Origin of the sequence: Actinoplanes hulinensis, assembly GCF_019429605.1 — a bacterium.
In the GTDB taxonomy this organism is placed as follows: Bacteria; Actinomycetota; Actinomycetes; order Mycobacteriales; family Micromonosporaceae; genus Actinoplanes; species Actinoplanes campanulatus.
Genome location: NZ_JAHXZI010000028.1, coordinates 1 through 23,852 on the forward strand (window position 1 = coordinate 1; position 23,852 = coordinate 23,852).

25 protein-coding genes and 1 riboswitch are annotated in these 23,852 nt (G+C 72.0%); of the genes, 20 read left to right on the plus strand and 5 right to left on the minus strand.

The window, feature by feature from the left end:
* The 8 genes from KZ829_RS37585 to KZ829_RS37620 form a co-directional block, all read left to right on the plus strand.
* Positions 1–399 (plus strand): methionine adenosyltransferase domain-containing protein (locus tag KZ829_RS37585; RefSeq protein WP_220148600.1); only part of this gene is annotated, 399 nt, incomplete at its 5' end.
* A gap of 127 nt (positions 400–526) precedes the next feature.
* Positions 527–1,090 (plus strand): histidine phosphatase family protein, encoded by a 564-nt coding sequence (locus KZ829_RS37590; RefSeq protein WP_220148601.1) that lies wholly within the window; start codon positions 527–529, stop codon positions 1,088–1,090.
* A 296-nt stretch (positions 1,091–1,386) separates the two neighbouring features.
* Complete coding sequence (locus tag KZ829_RS37595; protein ID WP_246636942.1) at positions 1,387–3,675, plus strand: primosomal protein N'; 2,289 nt, start codon at positions 1,387–1,389, stop codon at positions 3,673–3,675.
* Positions 3,676–3,795: 120 nt separating this feature from the next.
* Positions 3,796–4,368, plus strand: a complete 573-nt coding sequence (gene def, locus KZ829_RS37600) for a peptide deformylase (RefSeq protein ID WP_220148602.1) — start codon at positions 3,796–3,798, stop codon at positions 4,366–4,368.
* Positions 4,369–4,372: 4 nt separating this feature from the next.
* Positions 4,373–5,299, plus strand: coding sequence for a methionyl-tRNA formyltransferase (gene fmt, locus KZ829_RS37605; RefSeq protein ID WP_220148603.1), 927 nt, complete (start codon positions 4,373–4,375; stop codon positions 5,297–5,299).
* 127 nt (positions 5,300–5,426) lie between these two features.
* Positions 5,427–6,896, plus strand: a complete 1,470-nt coding sequence (locus KZ829_RS37610) for an RsmB/NOP family class I SAM-dependent RNA methyltransferase (protein ID WP_220148604.1) — start codon at positions 5,427–5,429, stop codon at positions 6,894–6,896.
* 95 nt (positions 6,897–6,991) lie between these two features.
* Positions 6,992–7,669 (plus strand): ribulose-phosphate 3-epimerase, encoded by a 678-nt coding sequence (gene rpe / locus KZ829_RS37615; RefSeq protein WP_183226643.1) that lies wholly within the window; start codon positions 6,992–6,994, stop codon positions 7,667–7,669.
* Between the two features lie 122 nt (positions 7,670–7,791).
* Entirely contained in the window at positions 7,792–8,796 is a 1,005-nt protein-coding gene (locus KZ829_RS37620; RefSeq protein WP_220148605.1) for a GGDEF domain-containing response regulator, read from the plus strand.
* 4 nt (positions 8,797–8,800) lie between these two features.
* Here KZ829_RS37620 and KZ829_RS37625 read toward each other — a convergent pair whose 3' ends face one another.
* Positions 8,801–9,460 carry a lysophospholipid acyltransferase family protein gene (locus KZ829_RS37625; protein WP_220148606.1) on the minus strand — a complete coding sequence of 220 codons (660 nt, stop codon included), beginning with the start codon at positions 9,458–9,460 and terminating at the stop codon, positions 8,801–8,803.
* Entirely contained in the window at positions 9,457–10,050 is a 594-nt protein-coding gene (locus KZ829_RS37630) for a TetR/AcrR family transcriptional regulator (protein WP_220148607.1), read from the minus strand. The genes KZ829_RS37625 and KZ829_RS37630 overlap by 4 nt, the downstream gene beginning before the upstream one ends.
* 128 nt (positions 10,051–10,178) lie before the next feature.
* Positions 10,179–10,352, plus strand: a riboswitch (FMN riboswitch).
* A gap of 131 nt (positions 10,353–10,483) precedes the next feature.
* Between KZ829_RS37630 and ribD the strand changes: the two genes are divergently transcribed.
* From ribD to KZ829_RS37665, 7 genes are all read left to right on the plus strand, one after another.
* A complete protein-coding gene (gene ribD / locus KZ829_RS37635) occupies positions 10,484–11,560 on the plus strand; it encodes a bifunctional diaminohydroxyphosphoribosylaminopyrimidine deaminase/5-amino-6-(5-phosphoribosylamino)uracil reductase RibD (RefSeq protein WP_220148608.1) in 1,077 nt (358 codons plus the stop codon).
* Between the two features lie 23 nt (positions 11,561–11,583).
* On the plus strand, positions 11,584–12,183 hold the full coding sequence (locus KZ829_RS37640; protein WP_183226638.1) for a riboflavin synthase: 600 nt from the start codon (positions 11,584–11,586) through the stop codon (positions 12,181–12,183).
* Positions 12,176–13,384: a bifunctional 3,4-dihydroxy-2-butanone-4-phosphate synthase/GTP cyclohydrolase II gene (locus KZ829_RS37645; RefSeq protein WP_220148609.1), complete on the plus strand. Its 1,209-nt coding sequence runs from the start codon at positions 12,176–12,178 to the stop codon at positions 13,382–13,384. Before KZ829_RS37640 ends, KZ829_RS37645 begins: the two co-directional genes overlap by 8 nt.
* A 47-nt stretch (positions 13,385–13,431) precedes the next feature.
* Entirely contained in the window at positions 13,432–13,908 is a 477-nt protein-coding gene (gene ribH / locus KZ829_RS37650) for a 6,7-dimethyl-8-ribityllumazine synthase (RefSeq protein ID WP_220148610.1), read from the plus strand.
* A 100-nt stretch (positions 13,909–14,008) separates the two neighbouring features.
* On the plus strand, positions 14,009–16,216 hold the full coding sequence (locus KZ829_RS37655; RefSeq protein ID WP_220148611.1) for a glycosyltransferase: 2,208 nt from the start codon (positions 14,009–14,011) through the stop codon (positions 16,214–16,216).
* A 5-nt stretch (positions 16,217–16,221) separates the two neighbouring features.
* On the plus strand, positions 16,222–17,064 hold the full coding sequence (locus KZ829_RS37660; protein ID WP_220148612.1) for a hypothetical protein: 843 nt from the start codon (positions 16,222–16,224) through the stop codon (positions 17,062–17,064).
* Positions 17,057–18,556, plus strand: coding sequence for a hypothetical protein (locus KZ829_RS37665; RefSeq protein ID WP_220148613.1), 1,500 nt, complete (start codon positions 17,057–17,059; stop codon positions 18,554–18,556). The genes KZ829_RS37660 and KZ829_RS37665 overlap by 8 nt, the downstream gene beginning before the upstream one ends.
* Here the strand turns inward: KZ829_RS37665 and KZ829_RS37670 are convergent.
* From KZ829_RS37670 to KZ829_RS37680, 3 genes are read right to left on the minus strand one after another with little or no spacing between them, the layout of a single operon-like run.
* Entirely contained in the window at positions 18,534–19,274 is a 741-nt protein-coding gene (locus tag KZ829_RS37670) for an amino acid ABC transporter ATP-binding protein (RefSeq protein WP_281428337.1), read from the minus strand. The genes KZ829_RS37665 and KZ829_RS37670 overlap by 23 nt on opposite strands.
* Complete coding sequence (locus KZ829_RS37675; protein WP_220148614.1) at positions 19,274–20,113, minus strand: amino acid ABC transporter permease; 840 nt, start codon at positions 20,111–20,113, stop codon at positions 19,274–19,276. The genes KZ829_RS37670 and KZ829_RS37675 overlap by 1 nt, the downstream gene beginning before the upstream one ends.
* A complete protein-coding gene (locus KZ829_RS37680) occupies positions 20,110–20,976 on the minus strand; it encodes an ABC transporter substrate-binding protein (protein WP_220148615.1) in 867 nt (288 codons plus the stop codon). The genes KZ829_RS37675 and KZ829_RS37680 overlap by 4 nt, the downstream gene beginning before the upstream one ends.
* 77 nt (positions 20,977–21,053) lie before the next feature.
* On the opposite strand from KZ829_RS37680, the gene KZ829_RS37685 reads away from it, so the two are divergent.
* From KZ829_RS37685 to rpmI, 5 genes are all read left to right on the plus strand, one after another.
* Positions 21,054–21,317, plus strand: coding sequence for a phosphoribosyl-ATP diphosphatase (locus tag KZ829_RS37685; RefSeq protein ID WP_183226630.1), 264 nt, complete (start codon positions 21,054–21,056; stop codon positions 21,315–21,317).
* 43 nt (positions 21,318–21,360) lie between these two features.
* Positions 21,361–22,203, plus strand: coding sequence for an ATP phosphoribosyltransferase (gene hisG, locus KZ829_RS37690; protein WP_220148617.1), 843 nt, complete (start codon positions 21,361–21,363; stop codon positions 22,201–22,203).
* Positions 22,203–22,649 carry a PH domain-containing protein gene (locus KZ829_RS37695; RefSeq protein ID WP_220148618.1) on the plus strand — a complete coding sequence of 149 codons (447 nt, stop codon included), beginning with the start codon at positions 22,203–22,205 and terminating at the stop codon, positions 22,647–22,649. Before hisG ends, KZ829_RS37695 begins: the two co-directional genes overlap by 1 nt.
* Before the next feature lie 326 nt (positions 22,650–22,975).
* A complete protein-coding gene (gene infC / locus KZ829_RS37700) occupies positions 22,976–23,581 on the plus strand; it encodes a translation initiation factor IF-3 (RefSeq protein ID WP_220148619.1) in 606 nt (201 codons plus the stop codon).
* A gap of 56 nt (positions 23,582–23,637) precedes the next feature.
* Positions 23,638–23,832, plus strand: a complete 195-nt coding sequence (gene rpmI / locus KZ829_RS37705; protein WP_043528306.1) for a 50S ribosomal protein L35 — start codon at positions 23,638–23,640, stop codon at positions 23,830–23,832.
* Positions 23,833–23,852: the final 20 nt, after the last annotated feature.

Below are 23,852 nucleotides of genomic sequence, written 5' to 3' on the forward strand. Positions count from 1 at the left end.
GGTGGTTACGCCCGTCACGGTGGCGGCGCGTTCTCCGGCAAGGACCCGTCCAAGGTGGACCGGTCGGCGGCGTACGCCACCCGCTGGGTCGCCAAGAACGTGGTGGCCGCCGGTCTGGCCGAGCGCTGCGAGATCCAGGTCGCCTACGCGATCGGCAAGGCCCACCCGGTCTCGCTGTTCGTCGAGACGTTCGGCACCGAGAACGTGCCGGTCGAGCGGATCGAGAAGGCCATCAACGAGGTCTTCGACCTGCGCCCGGCCGCGATCATCCGCGACCTCGACCTGCTCCGCCCGATCTACCAGCAGACCGCCGCGTACGGCCACTTCGGCCGCGAACTGCCGGACCTGCGGTGGGAGAGCACCGACCGCGCCCAGGACCTGAAGAACGCCGCGTCCTGACCCGGTTTCATCGAACGGCGTCCTTCCCGCTTCGGGGAGGGCGCCGTTCTGCTTGATCCGCCGAGGCCTGTTTTGCGTGTTCGTTCGCATGAGAGTCATGGGTGGTTCTGGCGGCTACTCTTCCGTGATGACGGCCGTCAAGGGTGAGCGGGTCATCGTCGTCCGGCACGCGATGCCGGCGGTCGATCCGAACGTGCCTGCGGAGCAGTGGCAGCTGGCACAGGAGAGCCGGGTGGCGGCCCGCCTGATGCGGCTGCACGTGTGTCATCCGGCGTACTACGTGGCCAGCCCCGAGCCGAAGGCCGCGCAGACCGTGCAGGAGATCGCCGGGGCGCAGCGGGTGGCGACCGACCCCGGCCTCGCCGAGGTGCACCGGCCGCACGTCTGGTTCACCGACGAGGGCTACCACTCGGCGGCGCTGGCCTACGCCCGCGGCGAGTGCCCCGACGGCTGGGAGCCGCGCGACCAGGTGATCGAGCGTTTCGACGCGGCCGTGGTGCGGCATGCGACGGCCGCCGCCGAACAGAACCGGACACTCGTCATCGGCACCCACGGCCTCGCCCCGACCGTGTGGATGGCCAGCCGCTACCAGCTGGCGACCGATCCGGCCCGCTTCTGGGCGGATCTGCGCTTCCCGGACATCGTCGAGATCGACCTCCGGCATCAGACCGTCAGCTGCCTCACCCATTGACCATTCTTCCGGTACGCCGGAGCCGGGCGCCGTGGGAGCCGGCTGATCTCGCCGCGCCGTCCCGGTCGTGCCACGGCCGCCGGGCTTGAGCGGTCCCTCACGCCGGGGGCCGCTCGGTTCCGGCCGTGCCGCTCGAGTGGTCCCTCATGCCGGGAGCCGCTCGGTTCCGGCCGGGCCGCTCGAGTGGTCCCTCATGCCGGGAGCCGCTCGGTTCCGGCCGTGCCGCTCGAGTGGTTCCGCACGCCGGGCCCGGCGACGGCCGGAAGTGTCAGGGGGTCCGGGCAGAATGGTCGGCGATGGGGACCAGGGGAGTGCGTGCCGATCGGGAGCCGGCTGAGCGGCTGCCGATCGCACGGGTGTGCGTCGACATGCCGCTGGCGCATCTCGACCGCCCGTTCGACTATCTGGTCTCCGCGGCCGACGACGAGGCGGCCCAGCCCGGTGTGCGGGTCAAAGTCCGCTTCGCCGGGCAGCTGGTGAGCGGCTTCCTGCTGGGCCGGGCCGAGTCCTCCGAGCACGACGGCAAGCTGGCCTACCTGGAGAAGGTGGTGTCCCCCGAGCGGGTGCTCGACCCGGAGATCGCCCGGCTGGCCCGCGCGGTGGCCGATCGTTACGCGGGCAATCTGGCTGATGTCCTCCGGCTCGCGGTGCCACCCCGCCACGCCCGGGTGGAGAGCCAGGCGCTGCCCTCTCGAACCCCAGCGACCCCACCCGCGCCTGCCGCGCCGGCCTCGTCTCCGTCCGCCCCACCTTCACCCGCTTCACCCGCTTCACCCGTTCCTGTGCCGGGTTCGTCGGCGGGGGCGGGAGTTGTGGCCGGTCCGACCGCCGGGGCTGAGGTGGGGGCGGGAGTTGTGGCCGGTCCGACCGCCGGGGCTGAGGTGGGGGCGGGAGTTGTGGCCGGTCCGACCGCCGCGGCTGAGGTGGAGGCGGGCGGTGACGTGCCGTCCGAGCGGGGGCCGGCCGCGGACGAGAGCGCGCCGGAGCAGGCCGCGGAGATTCCGGCGCGGGGGTGGGCCGGGATTCGGGAGCCCGTGGTGGGCGGGTGGGATGCGTATCCGGCCGGACCGGCCTATCTGCGGGCGCTGACGGACCGGCGGCCCGCGCGGGCGGTCTGGTCGGCGCTGCCGGGGGAGGACTGGGCGCTTCGCATCGCGGAGGCGGCCGCGGCGACGGTCCGTGGCGGCCGTGGCGTGGTGATCGTCGTCGCCGACGCGCGTGACCTGGAGCGGGTCGACCGGGCGCTACTCGCGGTGCTGGGCGAGGGGCGGCACGTCGCGCTGAACGCGGCGCTCGGGCCCGCCGAGCGTTACAGGCGATTCCTCGCCGCCGGCCGTCATCAGGTGCCGGTGGTGGTGGGCACCCGCGCCGCGATGTGGGCGCCGGTGCCCGACCTGGGGCTCGTGGTCATCTGGGACGACGGGGACGATCTGCACGCCGAGCCGCGTGCGCCCTACCCGCACGCGCGGGACGTGCTGCTCACCCGGGCGCGGCTGGCGGACTGTGCGGCGCTGGTGGCGGGCTTCGCGCGTACCGGTGAAGGGCAGTTGCTGCTGGAGACCGGCTGGGCGCGGGAGATCGCCGCCGAGCGGATGACGCTGCGGCGCCGCTCGCCGATCATCTCGCCGACCGGCGACGACCCGCAGTTGGCCCGTGACCCCGGGGCGGTCACCGCTCGCCTGCCGAGCCTGGCCTGGCAGGCGGCCCGGCAGGCGTTGCAGGCGGGCTTTCCGGTGCTGGTGCAGGTGCCCCGCCGTGGCTATCTTCCCTCGGTGGCGTGCGCCGAGTGCCGCACCCCGGCACGCTGCCCGAAGTGTTCCGGGCCGCTGGGCCTGCAGGGGGCGCGGGACGTCCCCATCTGCCACTGGTGCGCGCGAGCGGCCGCGGCGTTCCGCTGTCCGGCCTGCGGCGAGCAACGGCTGCGCGCCTCGGTGATCGGGGCCCGGCGGACCGCCGAGGAGCTGGGGCGGGCGTTCGCCGGGGTCCCGGTGCGGACCTCCGGGCGGGACGAGGTGCTGGACACGGTTCCCGCCGCGCCGGCCCTGGTGGTGGCCACCCCGGGGGCCGAGCCGGTGGCCGATGGCGGCTTCGGCGCCGTGCTGCTGCTGGACACCTGGGCCCTGCTCAGCCGGGCCGATCTGCGCGCCGCCGAGGAGACCATGCGCCGCTGGCTGAACGCGGCGGCGCTGGCCCGGTCCGCCCCGGACGGCGGCCGGGTCGTGGTGGTGGCGGACGGGGCGCTCGCCCCGGTGCAGGCGCTGCTGCGCTGGGATCCCGGCTGGTTCGCGGCCCGTGAGCTCGCCGAGCGCCGCGACCTGGGCTTTCCGCCGGCCGCGCGGATGGCGAGCGTGACCGGCCAGGCGGCCGCGGTGGCCGAGCTGCTGTCGCTGGCCCGGCTGCCGGAGGAGACCGAGATCCTGGGCCCGGTCCCGGCGCCCGAGGAGCAGGAACGGATGCTGCTGCGGGTGTCCCGCTCGCGAGCCGCCGACCTGGCGCACGCCCTGCACGAGGCGGCCGGGGTGCGCAGCGCCCGTAAGGCCGCCCTCCCGGTTCGCATCCAGGTGGACCCGGCCGACCTCTTCTGACCCCGGCGAGCCACCGATGGTCCGGAGGGCGCGAACGCGGGCCACTGTCACGCGCGGAGTTGCGCGCGTCACTCCGTAGACTGGGCAGGTGCTGCCCACCAGAGTCAGGAGTCTCCGCGCGTGACCGTCCAGCCCATCCGTCTCTTCGGTGATCCGGTGCTGCGCACCCCGGCCGATGCCGTCGTCGACTTCGACAAGGAACTGCGCAATCTGGTGAAGGACCTGATCGAGACCATGCAGGACGAGGGCGGCGCCGGTCTGGCCGCCCCGCAGCTCGGTGTCGGTCTGCGCGTGTTCAGCTTCGACGTGGACGACGTGGTCGGGCACATCGTCAACCCGGTGCTCTCCTTCCCCGACGAGGAGGAGCAGGACGGCCCGGAGGGTTGCCTGTCCATCCCGGGGATCTACATCGACACCAAACGCCGGCAGAACGTGGTGGCCAACGGCTTCAACGAGTTCGGCGACCCGGTCCAGTTGGTCGGCACCGGCCTGATGTCCCGCTGCGTGCAGCACGAGACCGACCATCTGGACGGCGTGCTCTTCCTGGACCGGCTCGACGCCACGGCCCGCAAGGAGGCGATGAAGCAGATCCGCTCCGCGGAGTGGTACGACGCCGCCAAGCCCCCCACCGTCAAGGACAGCCCGCACGGCCGGGGCGTCTTCGGGTCCGGCCTGTTCAGTCCGGGCAGGTGAGCCGATGCGCCTGATCTTCGCCGGCACCCCGGCCGTGGCGGTGCCCAGCCTGGACGCGATCGCCGCCTCCGGGCACGAGCTGCTCGCCGTGGTGACCCGCCCGGACGCGCCGGCCGGCCGGGGCCGCCGCCTGGTCCGTTCGCCCGCCGCCGCGTGGGCCGACGAGCGCGGCATCGAGGTGCTCACCCCGGAGCGGCCGCGGGACCCCGAGTTCCAGGAGCGGCTGCGCGGGCTCGCGCCGGACTGTGTGCCCGTGGTGGCGTACGGGGCACTGGTCCCGCCCACCGCACTGGAGATCCCGAAGCACGGCTGGGTGAACCTGCACTTCTCGCTGCTGCCCGCCTGGCGTGGCGCGGCCCCCGTGCAGCACGCCGTCCTGCACGGCGACGAGGTGACCGGGGCCAGCGTGTTCGAGCTGGAGGCCGGGCTGGACACCGGCCCGGTCTACGGCACGCTGACCGACCAGATCCGGTTCAACGACACCTCCGGCGCGCTGCTGGAGCGGCTTGCCGTGGAGGGCGCCGGGTTGCTGGTCGCGGTGCTCGACGCCATCGAGGCGGGCACCGCCCGGGCGCACCCGCAACCGCACGACGGGGTGTCGCTCGCCCCGAAGCTGACCGTCGAGGACGCCCGGGTCCGCTGGACCGACCCGGCGTTCGCGGTGGACCGCCGGATCCGGGCGTGCACCCCGGCCCCGGGCGCCTGGACCACGCTGCGCGACGAGCGGCTCAAGCTGGGCCCGGTGCGCCCGGTGGCGAACGCGCCGGCGCTGCGACCGGGCGAGCTGCTGGTGGAGCGCAAGCAGGTGCTGGCCGGTACGGCCACGACGCCCGTGCAACTCGGTGAGGTGCGCGCGGCTGGAAAGAAGGCGATGTCGGCGACCGACTGGGCGCGCGGCATGCGAATCGAAGCAGGGGAACAACTGGCGTGATCGACTGCACCGCAGCGAAGCGAGCCGAAAAGATCCAGCTGGCGGTGAGGGCTGTTTCAAGCGCTTCGAGACAGCGCTGGGAGCCAGCCGGACACGAGCCAGTAGAGCACGCCGAAGGAGAAACAGCGTGACGGAGCACAGGGCGTCCCGCCCGCACGGCGGACGACCGAGCCGGCCGAGCGGTCCCGGCCATTCACGGGACGACCGCAGCGGCCGGGCACCGCGCGCCGGCCGGCCGCCGGCGGATCCGGCCCGGCAGGCGGCGTACGAGGCGGTCGCCGCCGTCCACCGCGACGACGCGTACGCGAACCTGGTCCTCGCCGACATCCTGAACGGGATGGGCCTGCACGGGCGGGACGCGGCGTTCGCGACCGAGCTGACCTACGGCACCCTGCGTGCCCTCGGCACCCTCGACCTGATCATCGCGGCGGCCGCCGAGCGGGAGGTGGCCCGGATCGACCCGCCCGCGCGGGACGCGCTGCGTCTGGGCGTCTATCAGGTGCTCTACACCCGGGTGCCGCCGCACGCCGCGGTCAACCAGACCGTCGACCTGGTCCGCTCGGTGGCGCCCGGCGCGACCGGGTTCGCCAACGCGGTGATGCGCACGGTCACCGAGACCCCGCTGGAGGGCTGGCTGGAGCGGGTCGCCCCGTCGTACGAGGACGATCCGATCGGCAACCTGTCGGTCATCCACCACCACCCACAGTGGATCATCCGGTCGTTCGCCGAGGCGCTCGGCGGCGATCTGGAGGAGACCGCCCGGCTGCTCATCGAGGACAACCAGCCGGCGGCCGTGCACCTGTGCGCCCGTCCGGGGCGGGCCGACGCGGTGGACCTCGCCGACGAGGTGGACGGTGTGCCGGGCGCCTTCTCGCCGTACGCCGTCTATCTGCACGGTGGCGCGCCGCGCGACCTGGCCGCCATCCGCGACGGTCGCGCCCACGTCCAGGACGAGGGTTCGCAGCTGGTGGCCGCCGCGTTGCTGGCCGCGCCGATCGAGGGCCAGGACACCCGCTGGCTCGACCTGTGCGCCGGCCCGGGCGGCAAGACCGGCCTGATCGGGGCGATCGCGGCGGGGCGGGGCGCCGAGGTGACCGCGGTCGAGGTGGCCGAGCACCGGGCCCGTCTGGTGGACATCGCCACCGAGGGCATGCCGGTGACGGTGCTGCCGATGGACGGCCGGTCCGTCGGCCGTGATCCGGATCTGCCGGAGGAGTCGTTCGACCGGGTGCTGGTGGACGCGCCGTGCACCGGGCTGGGTTCGCTGCGGCGGCGGCCGGAGTCGCGCTGGCGCCGTCAGCCGTCCGACCTGCCGACGCTCACCCGGCTCCAGCGGGAGCTGCTGGTGGCGGCGCTGCGGGCGGTCCGGCCGGGTGGTGTGGTGGCGTACGTGACGTGTTCCCCGCACATGGTGGAGACCCAGGTGACGGTGAGCGAGGGGGCCCGGCGCAGCGGCGTCGAGGTCGACTTCGTGGACGCCCGTCCGCTGCTGCCGCCGGGCATGCCGGGGCTGGGCTCGGGCCCGACCGTGCAGCTGTGGCCGCACCGGCACGGGACGGACGCCATGTTCCTGGCGGTTCTTCGCCGGACCAGTTGACGGGTGGGTCCTGTCCCGCGGGACAGGACCCGGGCCGGGCCGGTGATCGGCCCGGCCCGCACCCGGTGGCGGGCGCAGGTCATAGACTTCGTGCCGTGGAACGATCGCCCATCATCGCGCCGAGCATCCTCGCCTCCGACTTCTCCCGCCTCGGGCAGGAGGTGCACGCCATCGAGGGAGCGGCCGACTGGGTGCACGTGGACGTCATGGACAACCACTTCGTGCCGAACCTCACGATCGGCCTGCCGGTGGTGCAGAGCCTGCGTAAGGCGACGACCATCCCGTTCGACGTGCACCTGATGATCGCCGACCCGCAGCGCTGGGCGCCGGGGTATGCGGAGGCGGGCGCCTACAACGTGACCTTCCACGCCGAGGCGTGCGACGACCCGGTGGCGCTGGCGAAGACACTGCGGGCGGCGGGCGCCAAGGCGGGGCTGGCCATCGACCGGGACACCCCGGTGGAGCCGTACCTGGAGTTGCTGCCGTACCTCGACACCATCCTGATCATGACGATCAAGGCGGGTTTCGGCGGTCAGGCGTTCATGCCGGAGATGCTGGACAAGGTCCGGGACGTGCGCCGCCGGGCCGAGGTCAACGACCTGGAGATCCGGATCGAGGTGGACGGCGGCATCGCGGCCGACACCATCGAGCAGGCCGCCGAGGCCGGTGCGGACGCCTTCGTGGCGGGCACCGCGGTCTACGGCGCCGCCGACCCGGCCGAGGCGATCCGGAAACTGCGCGGTCTGGCCGCGGGCCGGATGGGGCTGGCGTGATCGGCCGCCTGTGGCCAGAATGCAACGCATGGCAGGACGGGTTCAGTGAGCGAGCTTGCGAGCGAACCGGCAGGCATCGTTGATAGCTCATCGCGACGCCGGAGCGCAGCGGAGGTGGCGCGATGAGCACGGCTGAGTCGCGACTCCCCGAGAGCCCCGACCCGGAGCTCGACCCGGAGGAGGGTCCCGACCTGATCCTGGTCGTCGACGACGACCAGGACATCGCCAGCTTCGTCGAGTTCAACCTCAAGGTGCACGGTTTCGAGGTGATCCGGGCCCGGGACGGGCAGGAGGCGCTCGAGCTGCTGGAGGAGCATCGGCCGGCGCTGGCCGTGGTGGACTGGATGATGCCGCGGATGGACGGCGTCGAGCTGATCCGGCACATGCGCGCCGAGCCGCTCACCTCGGCCCTTCCGGTGATCATGCTGACCGCCAAGAGCATGACCGTGGACAAGGTCTTCGGGCTCACCACGGGCGCCGACGACTACCTGGTGAAGCCGTTCGACACGGCCGAGCTGCTCGCCCGGGTGACCACCACGCTGCGGCGCAACAAGGACGCCCGGGAGGTGTCGCCGCTGACCGGCCTGCCCGGCAACGCGCGGGTGCGCCGGGAGATCGGCGACCGGATGCGCAGTGGTGGCGACTACTCGGTCGGTTACATCGACGTCGACCGGTTCAAGAGCGTCAACGACGTGTACGGGTTCGACCGTGGCGACGAGTTCATCATCGCCCTGGCCCGCAGCCTGCAACGGGCCAGCGCGCAGACCGGCAAGCCGTCGATCTTCCTGGGCCACATCGGCGGTGACGACTTCGTCTTCATCTGCCATCCGGACCAGGTGCTGCCGCTCACCCAGCGGACGGTGACCGACTTCGAGGCCGCCGCCGACCGGCTGTACGAGCCGGAGGACGCCCGGCGTGGCTACATCGAGGTGCCCGACCGGCGGGGCAACAAGCAGAAGGCCGCGCTGGTCACGCTCTCCATCGGGGTGGCCCAGGCGACCAACGACGGGCGCAGGTTCGCCGACCCGCGGGTGGTGATCGGGGTCGCCTCGGAGATGAAGAAGGTGGCGAAGTCCCAGCCGGGGTCGTACGTGGCGATCGACCGCCGGCGCAGCGAGGCGGAGTGACGGGTCAGCGGGCGTAGGCGGGCACGTACTCCTGGCCGGTCAGCGCCTGGATGCGGCGGATCACCTCGTCGGTGTGGGCCCGGAAGTCGCGGGGTCCGGTGGCGTGCCCGGCCTCCGGCAGGGCGGGGCCGAAGGTGATCGTGATCGGGACGGGCCGGGGGAGCCGGGAGCCGGGCGGCCGGATGCGGTCGGTGCCGGTGATGCCGACCGGGATGATCGGCACACCCGCCTGGGCGGCGAGCCGGACCGCGCCGGTGCGGCCCCGGTAGAGCCGGCCGTCCGGCGAGCGGGTGCCCTCGGGGAAGACGGTGACCAGGCCGCCGGAGCGCAGCACCGGTACGGCGGAGGCGAAGGCGTCCAGCACCGCCCGCCCGCCGGCCCGCTCGACCGGGATGGCGCCCATGCCGGACACCACGCGCCGGTTCAGTCCGCCGCGCAGGCCGGGGGTGTTGAAATACTCCGCCTTGGCCCAGAACGTGATGTGCCGCGGTGTGCTCACGCCCAGGAAGATCTGGTCGGCGATGGCCAGGTGGTTGGGGCAGAGAATGGCGCCGGTGTCCCGGGGCAGGTGCTCCAGCCCGGTGACGGTGGGCCGCCACACGGTCCGGGCGAGGGCGCCGAGGGTGCCCTTCGTCAGCGCGTACAGCGGCGGGGTGCGGGTCATGCCGGGTCATCTCCCGAGTCGGGGCCCAGATGGGCGGTGAGGATGGCGTCGAGGAACGGAGCGGGGTCGGAGGCGCCGGTGGCGAGCTGGAGGCTGCCCCAGTTGCGCAGCTCGGCCATGCCGTGCAGGGCCGCCCAGAGCACACCGGCGGTGACCTCGGGCGGCTGGCCGCCGCCCGGCCGGGCCTCCGAGACCAGGCCGGTGAGCAGCCGGAACAGCGGCAGGCCGGCCTCGCGCAGCCCGAGGTAGCCGCTCTGGAGCAGGTCGTGCCGGAACATGAGCTCGAACATGCCGCGCCGGGTCGCGGCGAAGCCGGTGTACGCCCGGGACAGCGCGACGATGCGGGCGCGCGGCTCGGGCGGGGCCGCGGTGAGGGCGGTGTCGACCTCGGCGGCCAGGGCGGTGAAGCCGGCCCGGGCGATCGCGGAGAGCAGTGAGAGGTGGGTCGGGAAGTAGCGCCGGGGGGCGCCGTGCGACACGCCGGCCCGCCGGGCGATCTCCCGCAGCGACAGGGCGGTGTGTCCCTCGGCCTGCAACAGCTCCACGCCGACCTCCACCAGCCGGGCGCGGAGTCCCTGGTCCAGGTCCATAGACACTGTCTACCAAGACCGGTAGACAGTGTCTACCCCAGCTCCGGCGGTGAGCGCTGCGATGTGAAGTAGGTCGCGGGGGAGGTGGCAAAATCTCGTCATCGTGCAAGACTCGGGGTTGACCCACCACGCGCTGGCGGGACTCGGTGAAATTCCGAACCGGCGGTGATCCGGCACACCCGTGCCGGTAAGCCCGCGACCCGGCTGCCCGCACCACGGCAGCCGGTGGACCTGGTGTGACTCCAGGGCCGACGGTTGATCGGCGAAAGCTGGTCAGACAGTCCGGATGGGAGACAGCGCGCGGAATCGGACGGTCGTGCCCTTGTCGGCGCGATGCGGCCGGGGTGCGCGAAGCGTACCCTCGCTGTTCGATTCTTGTCGTTTTCTCCCACTCTTCTCGGCGCGTGACCGTTCCGCGTGAGAGGACCCGGAGATGGTGACCGAGGACGAGGCGATGTGCCGCGCTGTCGCGCTGGCCGCCCGGGGCCTCGGAACCACCAGCCCGAACCCGGTGGTCGGCTGCCTCCTGCTCGGCCCGGACGGCGACGTCGTGGGCGAGGGCTTCCACGCGTATGCCGGCGGTCCGCACGCGGAGATCGTGGCGCTGGCCCAGGCCGGGGAGCGGGCCCGGGGCGGCACCTGCGTGGTGACGCTCGAGCCGTGCAACCACACCGGGCGGACCGGGCCGTGCTCGGAGGCGCTGATCAGCGCCGGGGTGCGCCGCGTGGTCATCGCGGTCGACGATCCGACGCCGGTGGCGGCGGGCGGCGCGGCGACCCTGCGGGCGGCCGGCATCGAGGTGGTCACCGGGGTGCGGCGGGCCGAGGCGGAGAAGGGGAACGTCGCCTGGCTGACCGCGGTGCGCCGGAGCCGGCCCTACGTGACCTGGAAGTACGCGGCGACCCTGGACGGGCGGTCGGCCGCGGCGGACGGCACCAGCCAGTGGATCTCCTCGGCCGAGTCCCGGGCCGACGTGCACGTGCTGCGCGGCACCGTGGACGCGATCGTCGCCGGCGTCGGGACGGTGCTGGCCGACGACCCCCAGTTGACCGTCCGTGACCTGCGGGACGGCACCCTCGCCATCAAGCAGCCGCTGCGTGTGGTCGTCGACTCCGCCGGGCGTACCCCGGAGAACGCCCGCGTGCGTGACGCGGCCGCGCCCACCTGGATCGTCACGACGGCCGCGGTCGGCGCCGGGCCGGACGGCCGCGTCGACCTGTCCGCGCTGCTCGCCGGGCTGTATGCGAAGGGCGTCCGCAACGTGCTGCTGGAGGGCGGGCCCACACTCGCCGGAGCTTTCCTCGGCGCCGGACTGGTCGATCGGGTCATCGGCTACGTCGCGCCGAAGCTGCTCGGGGCGGGCCGGACCGCCCTGGTCGACGCCGGCGTCGGAACCATTACCGACGCCGTCGAGCTGGACATCACCGACATCACGCCGATCGGTGGCGATCTGCGTTTCATAGCGACCCCGCGCCCCAAGCCTTCCGACCACCCCGCCCTCCACCCGTAAATCGGATTGAAAGGCATTCACTTATGTTCACCGGAATCGTGGAAGAGCTAGGCGAGGTCGTGCGCCTCACCGAGGGCAGCGAGGACTCGGCGGTCATCGCCGTCCGGGGCCCGCTGGTCACCTCGGACGCGCGGCACGGCGACTCGATCTCGGTGAACGGCTGTTGTCTGACCGTGATCGACAACGTCGACGGGGTATTCACCGCGGATGTGATGGGCGAGACGCTGCGGCGGACCTCGCTGGGAGCTCTCCGGACGGGCAGCAACGTGAACCTGGAGCGGGCCGCCGCCCTGGGCAGCCGCCTCGGCGGCCACCTGGTGCAGGGGCACGTGGACGGGGTGGCGCGGATCATCGCCCGCGAGCCCGCCGACCAGTGGGAGGTGGTGCGTTTCTCGCTGCCGCCCGAGCTGGCGAAATACGTGGTGGAGAAGGGGTCGATCACCGTGGACGGGGTTTCGCTCACCGTCATGGCGGTCGACGGGGACAGCTTCGCGATCGGGATGATCCCGGCTACCTCGAAGCTGACCGTGCTGGGCAGCAAGGCCATCGGCGATCCGGTCAACCTCGAGGTCGACGTGATCGCCAAGTACGTCGAGAAGATGCTGGGGAGCCGCAATGTTTGAGAGCATCGAGCGCGCCATCGCCGACATAGCGGCCGGTAAAGCGGTCATCGTGGTGGACGACGAGGACCGGGAGAACGAGGGAGACCTGATCTTCGCGGCCGAGCACGCGACGCCGGAGCTGGTCGCCTTCATGGTCCGCTACACGTCCGGGTACATCTGCGTGCCCCTCCCGGAGGAGGAGGCCGACCGGCTCGACCTGCCGCCGATGTTCCACACGAACCAGGACAAGCGCGGTACCGCGTACGCCGTCACCGTGGACGCCAAGCACGGCGTGAGCACCGGCATCTCGGCCGCCGACCGGGCACGGACCATCCAGCTGCTCGCCTCGGCCGAGACCGAGCCGGGAGACCTGTCCCGGCCCGGCCACATCGTGCCGCTGCGGGCGAAGCCGGGCGGTGTGCTGCGCCGCCCCGGCCACACCGAGGCCTCCATCGACCTGGCGGTGCTCGCCGGCTGCCGGCCCGCCGGGGTGCTCTGCGAGATGGTCAACGACGACGGCACCATGCAGCGCCGTCCGGACCTGGAGAAGTTCGCGGCCGAGCACGACCTGGTGCTGATCTCGATCGAGGAGCTCGTCGCCTACCTGCGGCACCGTCAGGGCAGCCAGGTGGAGCGGGTGGTGGAGACGGTCCTGCCGACCGAGCACGGGGTCTTCACGGCGGTCGGCTACCGCACCGAGGCCGACCAGGGCGAGCATGTGGCGCTGGTCTACGGCGACCTGGCCGACGGCGAGGACGTGCTGGTCCGGGTGCACTCCGAGTGCCTCACCGGGGACGTCTTCGGCTCCCGGCGCTGCGACTGCGGCCCGCAGCTGGACGCCGCGCTGGAACGGGTGGCCGCGGCCGGGCGCGGGGTGGTGCTCTACATGCGCGGTCACGAGGGCCGCGGCATCGGCCTGCTGCACAAGTTGCAGGCGTACCAGCTGCAGGACCGCGGTCTCGACACGGTCGACGCCAACCTGGAGCTGGGGCTGCCGGCCGACGCCCGTGACTACGGCACCGGCGCGCAGATCCTCGCGGATCTCGGCATCCGGTCGATGCGGCTGCTCACCAACAATCCGGCCAAGAGAGCAGGCCTCGAGGGGTACGGTCTGCGCGTCACCGGGCGGGAGGAGCTGCCCGTCCGGCTGCACCCGGAGAACGTCCGGTATCTGCGTACCAAGCGGGACCGGATGGGCCACCTCTTCGAAGCACTAGGCTGAGAACCGTCCCGATTCGGGTGATGATGCAATGAAAAAGGGGGACATACATGGCCGGCTTCGGTGATCCGCACCTGCACACCGTCGACGCGGCCGGGCTCCGGCTCGGCATCGTCGGCTCCCGGTGGCACGACAACCTGGTCGGTCACATGATCCGCCGGGCGCAGGCCGCCGCGGAGGCGTGCGGCGTCACGGAGGTGATCACCGCCCGGGTGGCCGGGTCGGTGGAGCTGCCGGTGGTGGCGCAGGCACTGGCCCGCCGGGTCGACGCGGTGGTCGCCCTGGGCGTGGTGATCAAGGGCGAGACCCAGCACTTCGAGTACGTGTGTGACGCGGTGACCACCGGCCTGACCCGGGTGGCGCTGGACGAGGAGACTCCGGTGGCGCACGGCGTGCTGACCGTGCACAGCCTGGGCCAGGCCCGCGACCGGGCCGGCCTGGAGGACTCGATCGAGGACAAGGGCTGGCAGAGCACGGTGGCGGTGCTCGACGCCGCACTCACGATCCGTGAGGTCTCCAAGCAATAGAGCGTCTTCACCCTGAGGACACCCTCCGTTCTCGGAATAGGTGCCCGGCGCCGGGATGCTTCCCCGGTCCGCAGCCCTATTCCGAGACTGGTGTCCCACGGTGTTCCCTCGGCTCAGCATCGTCGTGCCGTACTACGGCGTCGAGCGCTACCTGGCCGCGTGCCTCGACTCGCTGGCCCGGCAGACCTTCCGGGACTTCGAGGTCGTCCTGGTCGACGACGGCTCACGGGACGGCAGCGCCGAGATCGCCCGGGCGTTCTGCGCGGCGGATCCGCGGTTCCGGCTGGTCACCAGTGAGAACCAGGGCCTCGGCCCGGCCCGCAACCTGGGTGTCGAGCACGCCCAGGGCGAGTACCTGACGTTCGTCGACAGCGACGACCTGGTGCCGCGGCACGCCTACGAGATGCTGATCCGGTCGCTGGACCGCACCTCCTCGTCGCTGGCCGGCGGCAACGCCCGGCGGTTCAACAACACCGCCGGGGTACGCCAGTCGTACGTCCACCGGCTCGCCTTCGCCGCCGACCGGCCCGCCACCCACGTGCTCGAGTTCCCCGGGCTGGCCATCGACCGGATGGTGTGGAACAAGGTCTACCGGCGGCGTTTCTGGGACCAGTTCGCGTACCGGTTCCCGGCGATCCGCTACGAGGACTACCCGGTCACGCTCAAGGCCCACCTCGACGCGGTCACCGTCGACTGCCTCGCCGCGCCCACCTACTACTGGCGTGAGCGGGAGTCCGGCGAGTCCATCACCCAGCAGAAGTTCGTGTTCGGCAACCTCGAGGACCGGGTCGTCTCGGCCGAGATGGTGCTGGACATGGTGGACCGCCGCGCGCCCGGGCTGCGCCCCGAGGTGCACCACCATCTGGCCCAGATCGACCTCACCACGGTGGTGCAGGCGTTCGCCGCGGCCGCCGAGCACGAGGTGCCGGCCCTGCTCGGGCTGGGCCGGCGGCTCACCGGACGGCTCGACGAACAGGTGCTGGAGCGGATTCCGGCGTTCCAGCGGCTGGAGTACTACGCGCTGCGGTCCGGCGACGTCGAGCTGCTCCAGCGCCTGGCCCGGTTCCGCGCCGACGGCGGCCTGGCGGCCGGGGTCCGCGCCGACCGGCACCCGATCCTGCCCTGGCGGTACCGCAGCGCCTACCCGGGCTCGCGGGACGCCACCGGCGTGCCGGCCGATGTCTACCGGCTGGCGCGCAAGGAGCTGGAGCTGCGGGCCGCCGCCACCCACCTGGAATGGGCCGACGACGCGCTCGTGCTGCGCGGCACGGCGGAGATCCTGCACATGCCGGCGGACGACGACGCGACGCTGCGGATGACGCTGCTCGCCGGCCTGCGGGCCACCCCGCTGCGAGTTCGGCGGATCCCGGTGCCGGGCGGCGACGAGCGGGTCACCGGCTTCGAGACGCGGGTGCCGCGCAGCGTGCTCGCCGCCATCCCCCGGCAGCGTGGCTCGGTACGCCTGATGGCCACCATGCGCAGCGGCCCGGTCCGCCGCCGGAGCCTGCTCGGGCTACAGGCGGTCTACCCGGTCGGGGCCCGGATCGGCGACGCCTGGTTTCAGCCGGCTCGCGCCTCCGACGGCCGCATGCGGTTGCGGCGCATCGCCGGTGCGGCCGAGCTGACCGGCGCCGTGGCGGACGGTGACGCGCTGGTGCTGAGCGGGCGGCTGCCGTCCGGCACGGCGGCCCGGGAGCTGGTGCTGTCGCGGGCGGCCCGGGACGTGCGGGTGCCACTGGAGACCGGCCCGGACGGCACGTTCACCGCCCGGATCCCGGTGCGTGCGGTGGTCGACGCCACCAGCCCGGACGACCCGTTTCTCGGCCGAACCCTGCTGATCCCCAAGATCGGCGACTCGCTGCTGCTGATCACCGGCCTGTCCGGGGCGGTGAGCGTGCCCTACGGCGACCGGGTGCTCAGCATCGCCCGCTCACCCGGGCAGTACCTGAACCTGGTCGAGGCGCCGGCCCGGGTGAGCGCCTCCGCGATCACCGTGGACGGTGACGTGATCACCGTCTCCGGCCCGCGCTGGGACGGTGTCGACTACCGGCGGATCGTGTGGCGGCGGTTCCAGCCGAACTCCGACGACGCCGTGGACGCACCCTGCGCCATGACGCTCGATGGGGGCCGCTGGGCGGCGCGCCTGGACGCCGCGTCCCTGGAACCGGCGGACGAGGCCGACTGGACGCTCTTCGCGGGGGACCACGCGGTGCAGGCCGAGACGTTCGCCCTCACCAGCCTGCCCCGGCACCTGGCCCGTCACCTCCTCTGCACCCGGGCCGGCACCCTGCACCTGGAGACGAGCTGATCGGCATGCATCACCACAACCACTACTACGGTCAGGCCCACATCCTGGCCCGGTACTGCGGCCTGGACGACGAGCACCCGCCGCGGATCCGGGGCTACCTCCAGCACGGGTGGAACGTCGGTTGCGGCTGGAACCCGGTGCACGAGTTCTTCGACGGGGCGTGGCGATACACCTGGGCGGACGCCAACCGGCGGCGGGGGCACGCGCTCGGGCGGCGGAACCACCACGTGGTCGGCGCGCCGTTCCTCTACCTGATGGAGCTGGAGCCGGACCTCGGCGTGGTGCCGGAGCGGGAGCGCCGCGGCACGCTGTGGTTCCTCTTCCACGGCTGGGAGGGCGGCGGCAAGGGCGGCCGGATCGAGGGCGACCACGCCCGGCTCATCTCCGAGATCAGGGAGACCGAGACCGAGCCGGTCACGATCAGCCTCTACTACACCGAGTTCGAACGGGCCGAGGTGCGCCGGGCGTACGAGAAGGCCGGTTTCGACGTGATCTGTTTCGGTAAGCGCGGCTGGAACTACGAGGGCACCGACCGCCGGTTCCTCTACCGGCAGCTGGAGACGTTCCGGCGGTTCAAGCGGGTCGCCGCCAACCGGCTCAGCACGGCGGTCTTCTTCGGTGTCGCGGCCGGCTGCGAACCCGCGGTGTACGGCGACGCCATGGAGCTGGAGGGCGACAACCCGGTCTTCGGCGGGCAGGCCCGGATCGCCCGGCTCTGGCCGGAGATGCTCGGCAAGGACGTGGACCTGGCCGCCGCCCGCGCCACCACCGACGTCGAACTGGGCCGGGCCCACCTCATGCCGGCGGCCGAGATGCGCATGCTCTTCGATTGGAACCCCCGTGACTGAGACCGAACCGCCGCCCGTCGTCCGTGGCGAACTCCAGCCGTGGACCGATGAGAACCCGGCCGGCGGGCCGGCGCTCACCGCCCTGCTGGCCGACCTGTTGCCGGTCCGGATCGGCCGGGCGCTGGTCGCCGGGCCGCACGACGCCGGCGTGCTGGACCTCCTGGCCCGGCGCAGCGAGGACCTGACCGTCCTGGTCCGGTCGGTCGGCGACGCCGCGGCTCTGCGGGACCGGGGCACCGTCGTCAACGGCGCGCTCGACGGTCTGGCCGCCGAGAACCCCACCCGGTACGACGTGATCATCGCGGCCGACGGACTGGACCGTCTGCTCGGACCGGACTCGCCGGCGCTGGACTGGACGGAACGGGCGGATCTGCTGCGCGGGCTGGCCGCACCGGGAGCGCTGGTCGTCATCGCGGTGGAGAACGCGTTCTCGATCACCGGGCTGCTCGACCGGCGGCCGGCCCACGAGCGGCACTCCGACGACGAGTGGCGGCCGCTGCGCGACGACCCGCGGCGGCCCACCTCGCCGGCGCAGATCGAGGCGGTGTTCGGCCCGGTGACCCACCGGTACGCCCGGTTCGCGACGCACACCCTGCTGGATTCGGGTGCTCTGCGGCGTACCAGGCCTGGTTTTCCTGGAGCGCGTCTCGCTCTGGCCGGAATCGCGGCAGAGGCCTCGGCGACGCCGCTCCTCGCGCCGGTGACCGATGCCGCCGAAGCCGCGGCACGCGCCGGAATGCTCGACGCGGTCGCGCCCGGATGGCTGGTGGTCCTCGGCCCGGCCGGACCGGCGCACACCGCCTACACCGGCTCCCTGACCGCGGACCTGGGCGCGGACGGCTGGCGGATCGGCGCCCGGATCGTGCCGGACGCCGAGAACGCGGAGACCGTGTTGTTCCGGCTGGCCGCGGCCGAGGACGTGCCGGGTTTCCGGGCCTACGCCGCGAAGCTCGGCGAGTCCGGTGGCGGCGCGTTCTTCGACGAGATCCACGATTTCGTGGCCGTGCCGGCCGGACCGGAGATCCCGCTCGCGGCCGCCTGGTTCCGCTTCCGGGACCGGCTGGCCGGCGGGCGCCGGCGGCATCCGTGGCCGCCGTGGATGGCCGACGGCGACGACCTGGTGAAGACCTGGCTCGCGATGTCCGGCGTCGAGCCGACGGCGGAGATCCTCGAAGCGGGCCGGGCGCCGGCCGGCCCGGCGGAGGAGCGGACCGACCTGCGTGGCGCCCTGGCCGGCGCGGCCGCCGCCGAGCAGAAGATCAAGGAGCAGGCCGGGCACATCTTCGGCCTGGAGCGGACCATGCGCTTCCGTGACCAGCAGTTGCGCACCCGGGAGCAGCAGTTGCGCACCCTGCGCGACGAGTTGCGCCGGCTCAAGAACGGGCGGGCGGTCCGGGCCGTGTCGTTCGTCGGGCGGGTGACCCGGCTGCGCGACCCGAAACGCCTCGCCGGAGCGGTCAAGCGGCGCGCTAAAGCCTTCCTGCTTCGATGATCCGGGCCAGGAACTGACGGGTCCGCGGTTCGACGGGGTCGCCCAGCACCTGCTCGGGCGGCCCCTGTTCGAGGACGCGGCCGCCGTCCAGGAACGCCACCCGGTCGGCCACCTGCTTGGCGAAACCCATCTCGTGGGTGGCCAGCACCATGGTCATGCCGTCGCTCTTCAACTCGCGGATCATGGTGAGCACCTCGCCCACCAGCTCCGGGTCGAGCGCCGAGGTGACCTCGTCGAGCAGCAGCAGGCGCGGGCTGTTCACCAGGGCCCGGACGATGGCGGCCCGCTGCTGCTGGCCGCCGGAGAGCCGGTCCGGGTAGGCGCCCGCCTTCTCCGCCAGCCCGACCCGGTCCAGCCACTGCATCGCTTGCGCTCGCGCCTCGTCCGAAGACCTCCGGTGTACGCGGACCGGCGCGAGCATGATGTTCTCCAGCACCGTCATGTGCGGGAACAGGTTGTACGACTGGAAGACCAGGCCGATCCGCCGCCGGACCAGGTCCGGGTCGGCACGCGGGTCGGTGATCTCCTCGCCGTCCAGGTGGATCGCGCCGTCGTCGACCTCGGTGAGCAGATTGACGCAGCGCAGCAGGGTGGACTTGCCCGAGCCGGAGGCGCCGATCAGGGCCACCACCTCGTGCTCGGCCACGTCCAGGCTGAGGTCGTCGAGGATGACGTGGTCGCCGAAGACCTTCCGGACCTTGTCGATGGCCAGCAGCATCAGGACCCCGCGTTCTGACGGCGGGCCGCCCGCAGCGTCACCCAGTCGGTGACCGCGATCAGCGGCAGGGCGAGCAGGACGAACAGGACACCGGCCACCACGTACGGGGTGAAGTCGGCGGACTGGGCCACTCCGATCTGGGCGGCCCGGATGGCGTCGACCGGGCCGGCCAGCGAGATGAGGCCGACGTCCTTCTGGAGCGCCACGGTGTCGTTGAGCAGTGGCGGCGCCACCCGGCGGACCGCCTGCGGCAGCACCACGTGCCGCATCGCCTGGCGGTAGCTCAGTCCCAGCGAACGGGCCGCCGCGATCTGGCTCGGGTGCACCGACTCGATGCCGGCCCGGAACACCTCGGCCAGGTAGGCGCCGTACGTCACGGTGATCGCCGCGGCGCCCAGCCACAGCACGTCCGGTGTGCCCTGGAGCCGTAGCCCGGGGATGCCGAACGCGAACAGGTAGATCACGATGATCAGGGGCAGGCCGCGGAACGAGTACGTGTAGGTGGTGGCCATGGCGCGTACCGGGAAGAAGACCGGGCCCCGCAGCGTGCGCAGCACCGCGATGAGCAGGCCCAGCACCATGGCCAGGGTGGCGCAGACCACCAGCAGCTTCACGTTGAGCCAGAGCCCCCGGAGGATCTCCGGCAGGTACTCGACGGCGGTCTCCGGGTCGAAGAACGACTCCTTGACCCGCTCCCAGCCGGGCGCCCCGGTGATGCCCACCGTGAGGACCGTGCCGACGACGGCGGTCGAGGCGGCGGCCAGCAGAACGGAACGGACCGCCCGTCCGCGACGGTAGGCGATCCGTTCCTGTTGCCGGGTGCTCGGCGTGTGGCTCACTGGAGTTCCGGGGCTCCGGAGCTGCCGGCGAGCCACGTCTTCTCCAGTACGGCGAGGGTGCCGTCCTGCCGCAGCTGGTCGACCGCCCTACTGACGCATCCGGTCAGCGGGGAGCCCTTGTCCAGCACGATGCCGAACTGCTCGGGCACGCCGACCTGGGGCAGCTGGCCGACGATGACGCCGTCCTCCAGTTCGGCGGCGGTCATGTAGAACGCCGTCGGCAGGTCCACCACGATGCCGTCGACGGTGCCGTTCTCCAGCGCTTTCTTGGCGTCGTCGTTGTTGTTGAACACGGCCGGGCCGGCGGTCGGCTTGATCACGTCGGTGATCGCCTGGTAGCTGGTCGTGCCGACCTGGGCGCCGAGCTTGGCGTCCTTGAGGTCGGCCAGCGACTTCGCTCCGGCGATCTTGGACTTCTTGGTGGTGATCACGGTCTGCCGGACCAGGTAGTACGGCGACGAGAAGTCCACCGCGGCCCGGCGCTCGTCGGTGATCGAGAACTGGTTGACGTCGATGTCGAACGCCTTGGGGCCGGGCGCGATCGCGTTGTTGAACATCACACCGGTCCAGACGACGTCGGACCTCTGATAGCCGAGCCGCTCGGCCACCTGGTAGGCGACGGCCGACTCGTACCCCTTGCCGTTGTCCGGCTTGTTCTCGCTGAACCACGGCTCGTAGGCCGGGTTGTCGGTGCCGACGGTGAGCTTGCCGGCGGTCTTGGTCGCCAGGGAGGCGGGCGCGCAGGTGTCGGAGGATGCCGAGGGGGTGGTGGCGGAGTTGTTCTCCTCCACGGGGGAGCAGGCCGTCACTGCGGCGAGCAGGAACGCTGCGCCACCCAGGGCCAGAGGGGTTCGGCTGAACATGACGGGAGCTTAGAAGACGTCCCATGTGCTGGGGCCGTTCGTCGTCAAGACGTGATGAGCTGCCACAATCGCTACTCGTGAAGACGTTCGAAGAACTGTTTGCCGAGTTGCAACGCAAGGCGGCGGACAAGACACCCGGTTCGGGCACCGTCGAGGCGCTCGAACGCGGAGTCCACTTCATCGGCAAGAAGGTCGTCGAGGAGGCGGCCGAGTCGTGGATGGCCGCCGAGCACGAGGGGCCGGAACGCGCTGCCGAGGAGATCTCCCAGCTGCTCTACCAGGCCCAGGTCCTGATGATCGCCTCCGGACTGGAGCTCGAGGACGTCTACCGACATCTGTGACACGCGTCCGCCAGACCCGTTCACTGATCGAAGGAGCACGTCCATGCTGCGCATCGCCATACCGAACAAGGGCACCCTCTCCGCGCCGGCGTCACAGATGTTGCGGGACGCCGGGTACCGCCAGCGCACCGATCCCAAAGACCTGATCTGCCGTGACGAAGCCAACAACGTCGAGTTCTTCTACCTGAGGCCGAAGGACATCGCGACGTACGTCGGCTCGGGCGATCTGGATCTCGGCATCACCGGCCGGGACCTGCTGGTCGACTCCGGCGTTCCGGCCGCCGAACTGCTCGACCTGAACTTCGGCCGGGCCACGTTCCGCTGGGCGGCCCCGGCCGGGACGCTGACCGACGTCGGCCAGATCGGTGGCCGCCGCATCGCCACCGCCTATCCCGGGGTGGTCGGCCGTTACCTGGACGAGCACGAGCTCAAGGCGGACGTGGTGCGCCTCGACGGCGCGGTGGAGAACGCGGTCCGGCTCGGCGTCGCCGACCTGATCGCCGACGTCGTGGAGACCGGCGCCACGCTGCGCCAGGCCGGCCTGGTCACGCTCGGCGAGCCGATCATGAAGTCGTCGGCCATCCTCATCGGACGCGAGGAGCAGGTGCCCAACGGCGCCGCCCAGCTTCTGCGGCGCCTCCAGGGTGTGCTCGTCGCGCGCAACTTCGTCATGCTGGCGTACGACGTCCGCGCCGACCTGCTCGACCAGGCCATCAGCCTGACCCCGGGGATCGAGTCCCCGACCGTGTCGCCGCTGCACCGGGAGGGCTGGGTCGCGGTCGAGGCCATGGTCCAGCGCAGTGACGTGCACCGGGTCATGGACGAGCTGTACGACCTGGGCGCCCGGGCGATCCTCGTCACCGACATCGCGAATTGCAGGCTCTGATGACCGCCGTCCTCTACCGCCCCAAGAAGATCCGCTGGGTGGCCGTACCGTTGGCCGTGGGTCTGATGCTCTTCTTCACGGTGATCAGCTTCGGGCTGACCGGTTCGGCCGGCTTCCAGAACTCGAACGCCAGCTTCCAGCGCGGTGACCAGCTCGCCATGATCGGGCTGGGTGTGCTGCTCGGCCTGGGCGTCCTGGCGTTCTGCCGGCCTCGGGTCACCGCCGACGACGAGGGTGTGCACGTGCGCAACGTGATCGGCGGTTACGACCTGCCGTGGACCGTGGTGCGTGCCGTCCGGTTCGACCGGAACTCGGCGTGGGCCCACCTGGAGCTGGAGAACGACGAGCAGGTGCCGGTCCACGCGTTGCAGGCCGTCGACAAGGACTACGCGGTCGACGGGGTCCGTAGCCTGCGGGCTCTGCATTCCGCCTCTCACCGGGCCTGATAGGATTGCGGGCAGTCGACCACGCCCTTGCTTGTTCAGGGGCGCGAAAGAGGAGCCCGCTGGTTCCCACCCGAGTCACATCAGTGGCCGGGTCCGGTCTCCCTGGCAGGGGTTGATCCCTGCTGGGTGCGCGTCCTCTTTTGGGCGCCGATGACCGGTCGAGCGGGCCCCGGCCTGCGCTCTTTCGAGATCGCAGGCGGGGCCTTCTGCTTTCCCGGCGTCCCGCGGCCAGCGGGACACTCGGGGCCGACCGACATTGGCAGCACCCGGCCCACCCGGCCGGGTGAGGTATCAACTGAGGAGGCCCCATCAGCGTCGAACCACGCGTGAACGAACAGATCCGGGCTCGTGAGGTCCGCCTGGTCGGTCCGGAGGGTGAGCAGGTCGGCATCGTGCCGCTCGAGCGTGCTCTCCAGCTGGCCGCGGATGTCGATCTGGATCTGGTCGAGGTTGCTCCGATGGCGCGGCCGCCGGTGTGCAAGCTCATGGACTTCGGCAAGTTCAAGTACGAGAGCGCACTCAAGGCCCGCGAAGCACGGCGCAACCAGCAGCAGACCGTCATCAAGGAAATGAAGCTGCGGCCGAAGATCGACCCGCACGACTACGAGACCAAAAAGGGTCACGTGGTGCGGTTCCTCAAGGCGGGCGACAAGGTCAAGGTGACGATCATGTTCCGTGGTCGTGAGCAGAGCCGCCCCGAGCTGGGCTTCCGGCTTCTCCGCCGGCTCAGCGAGGAGATCTCGGAGCTGGGCTTCGTGGAGGCCAGCCCGAAGCAGGACGGCCGGAACATGATCATGGTGCTGGCCCCGCACAGGGCCACCAAGGCCGCCGCCGTTGCTGCCACCGCGGCGGGCGCCAAGCCCGGCCGTGAGCCGCGCGAGGACGAGGGCGCTGCGCCGGCCGCTCCTGCCGAGACCACCGTCGTCGAATAGACCAGCTTTTTCCCTCAACCCCCCGGTTGCGGGGAAAGATCAGAAAGAGGCGTCAAGTGCCGAAGATGAAGAGCCACACCGGCATGGGTAAGCGGGTGAAGGTCACCGGCAAGGGCAAGATCGTGCGCGAGCAGGCCGGCAAGCGTCACCTGCTGGAGCACAAGAGCTCCCACGTCACCCGCCGGATGACCGGAACGGTCGTTGTGGCCAAGGCCGACACCGCGCGAGTGAAGAAGCTTCTGGGCCGCTGACGCGCGCCTGACCCGTACCC

Bases quoted from the DNA above. Each gene is read 5' to 3' on its own strand.
- KZ829_RS37660 (WP_220148612.1), top strand. From the start codon at position 16,222: ATGCATCACCACAACCACTACTACGGTCAGGCCCACATCCTGGCCCGG.
- KZ829_RS37595 (WP_246636942.1), top strand. From the start codon at position 1,387: ATGGGGACCAGGGGAGTGCGTGCCGATCGGGAGCCGGCTGAGCGGCTG.
- ribH (WP_220148610.1), top strand. From the start codon at position 13,432: ATGGCCGGCTTCGGTGATCCGCACCTGCACACCGTCGACGCGGCCGGG.
- KZ829_RS37620 (WP_220148605.1), top strand. From the start codon at position 7,792: ATGAGCACGGCTGAGTCGCGACTCCCCGAGAGCCCCGACCCGGAGCTC.
- KZ829_RS37640 (WP_183226638.1), top strand. From the start codon at position 11,584: ATGTTCACCGGAATCGTGGAAGAGCTAGGCGAGGTCGTGCGCCTCACC.
- hisG (WP_220148617.1), top strand. From the start codon at position 21,361: ATGCTGCGCATCGCCATACCGAACAAGGGCACCCTCTCCGCGCCGGCG.
- KZ829_RS37630 (WP_220148607.1), bottom strand. From the start codon at position 10,050: ATGGACCTGGACCAGGGACTCCGCGCCCGGCTGGTGGAGGTCGGCGTG.
- fmt (WP_220148603.1), top strand. From the start codon at position 4,373: ATGCGCCTGATCTTCGCCGGCACCCCGGCCGTGGCGGTGCCCAGCCTG.
- KZ829_RS37695 (WP_220148618.1), top strand. From the start codon at position 22,203: ATGACCGCCGTCCTCTACCGCCCCAAGAAGATCCGCTGGGTGGCCGTA.
- ribD (WP_220148608.1), top strand. From the start codon at position 10,484: ATGGTGACCGAGGACGAGGCGATGTGCCGCGCTGTCGCGCTGGCCGCC.
- KZ829_RS37670 (WP_281428337.1), bottom strand. From the start codon at position 19,274: ATGCTGCTGGCCATCGACAAGGTCCGGAAGGTCTTCGGCGACCACGTC.
- KZ829_RS37625 (WP_220148606.1), bottom strand. From the start codon at position 9,460: ATGACCCGCACCCCGCCGCTGTACGCGCTGACGAAGGGCACCCTCGGC.
- KZ829_RS37680 (WP_220148615.1), bottom strand. From the start codon at position 20,976: ATGTTCAGCCGAACCCCTCTGGCCCTGGGTGGCGCAGCGTTCCTGCTC.
- KZ829_RS37590 (WP_220148601.1), top strand. From the start codon at position 527: ATGACGGCCGTCAAGGGTGAGCGGGTCATCGTCGTCCGGCACGCGATG.
- KZ829_RS37645 (WP_220148609.1), top strand. From the start codon at position 12,176: ATGTTTGAGAGCATCGAGCGCGCCATCGCCGACATAGCGGCCGGTAAA.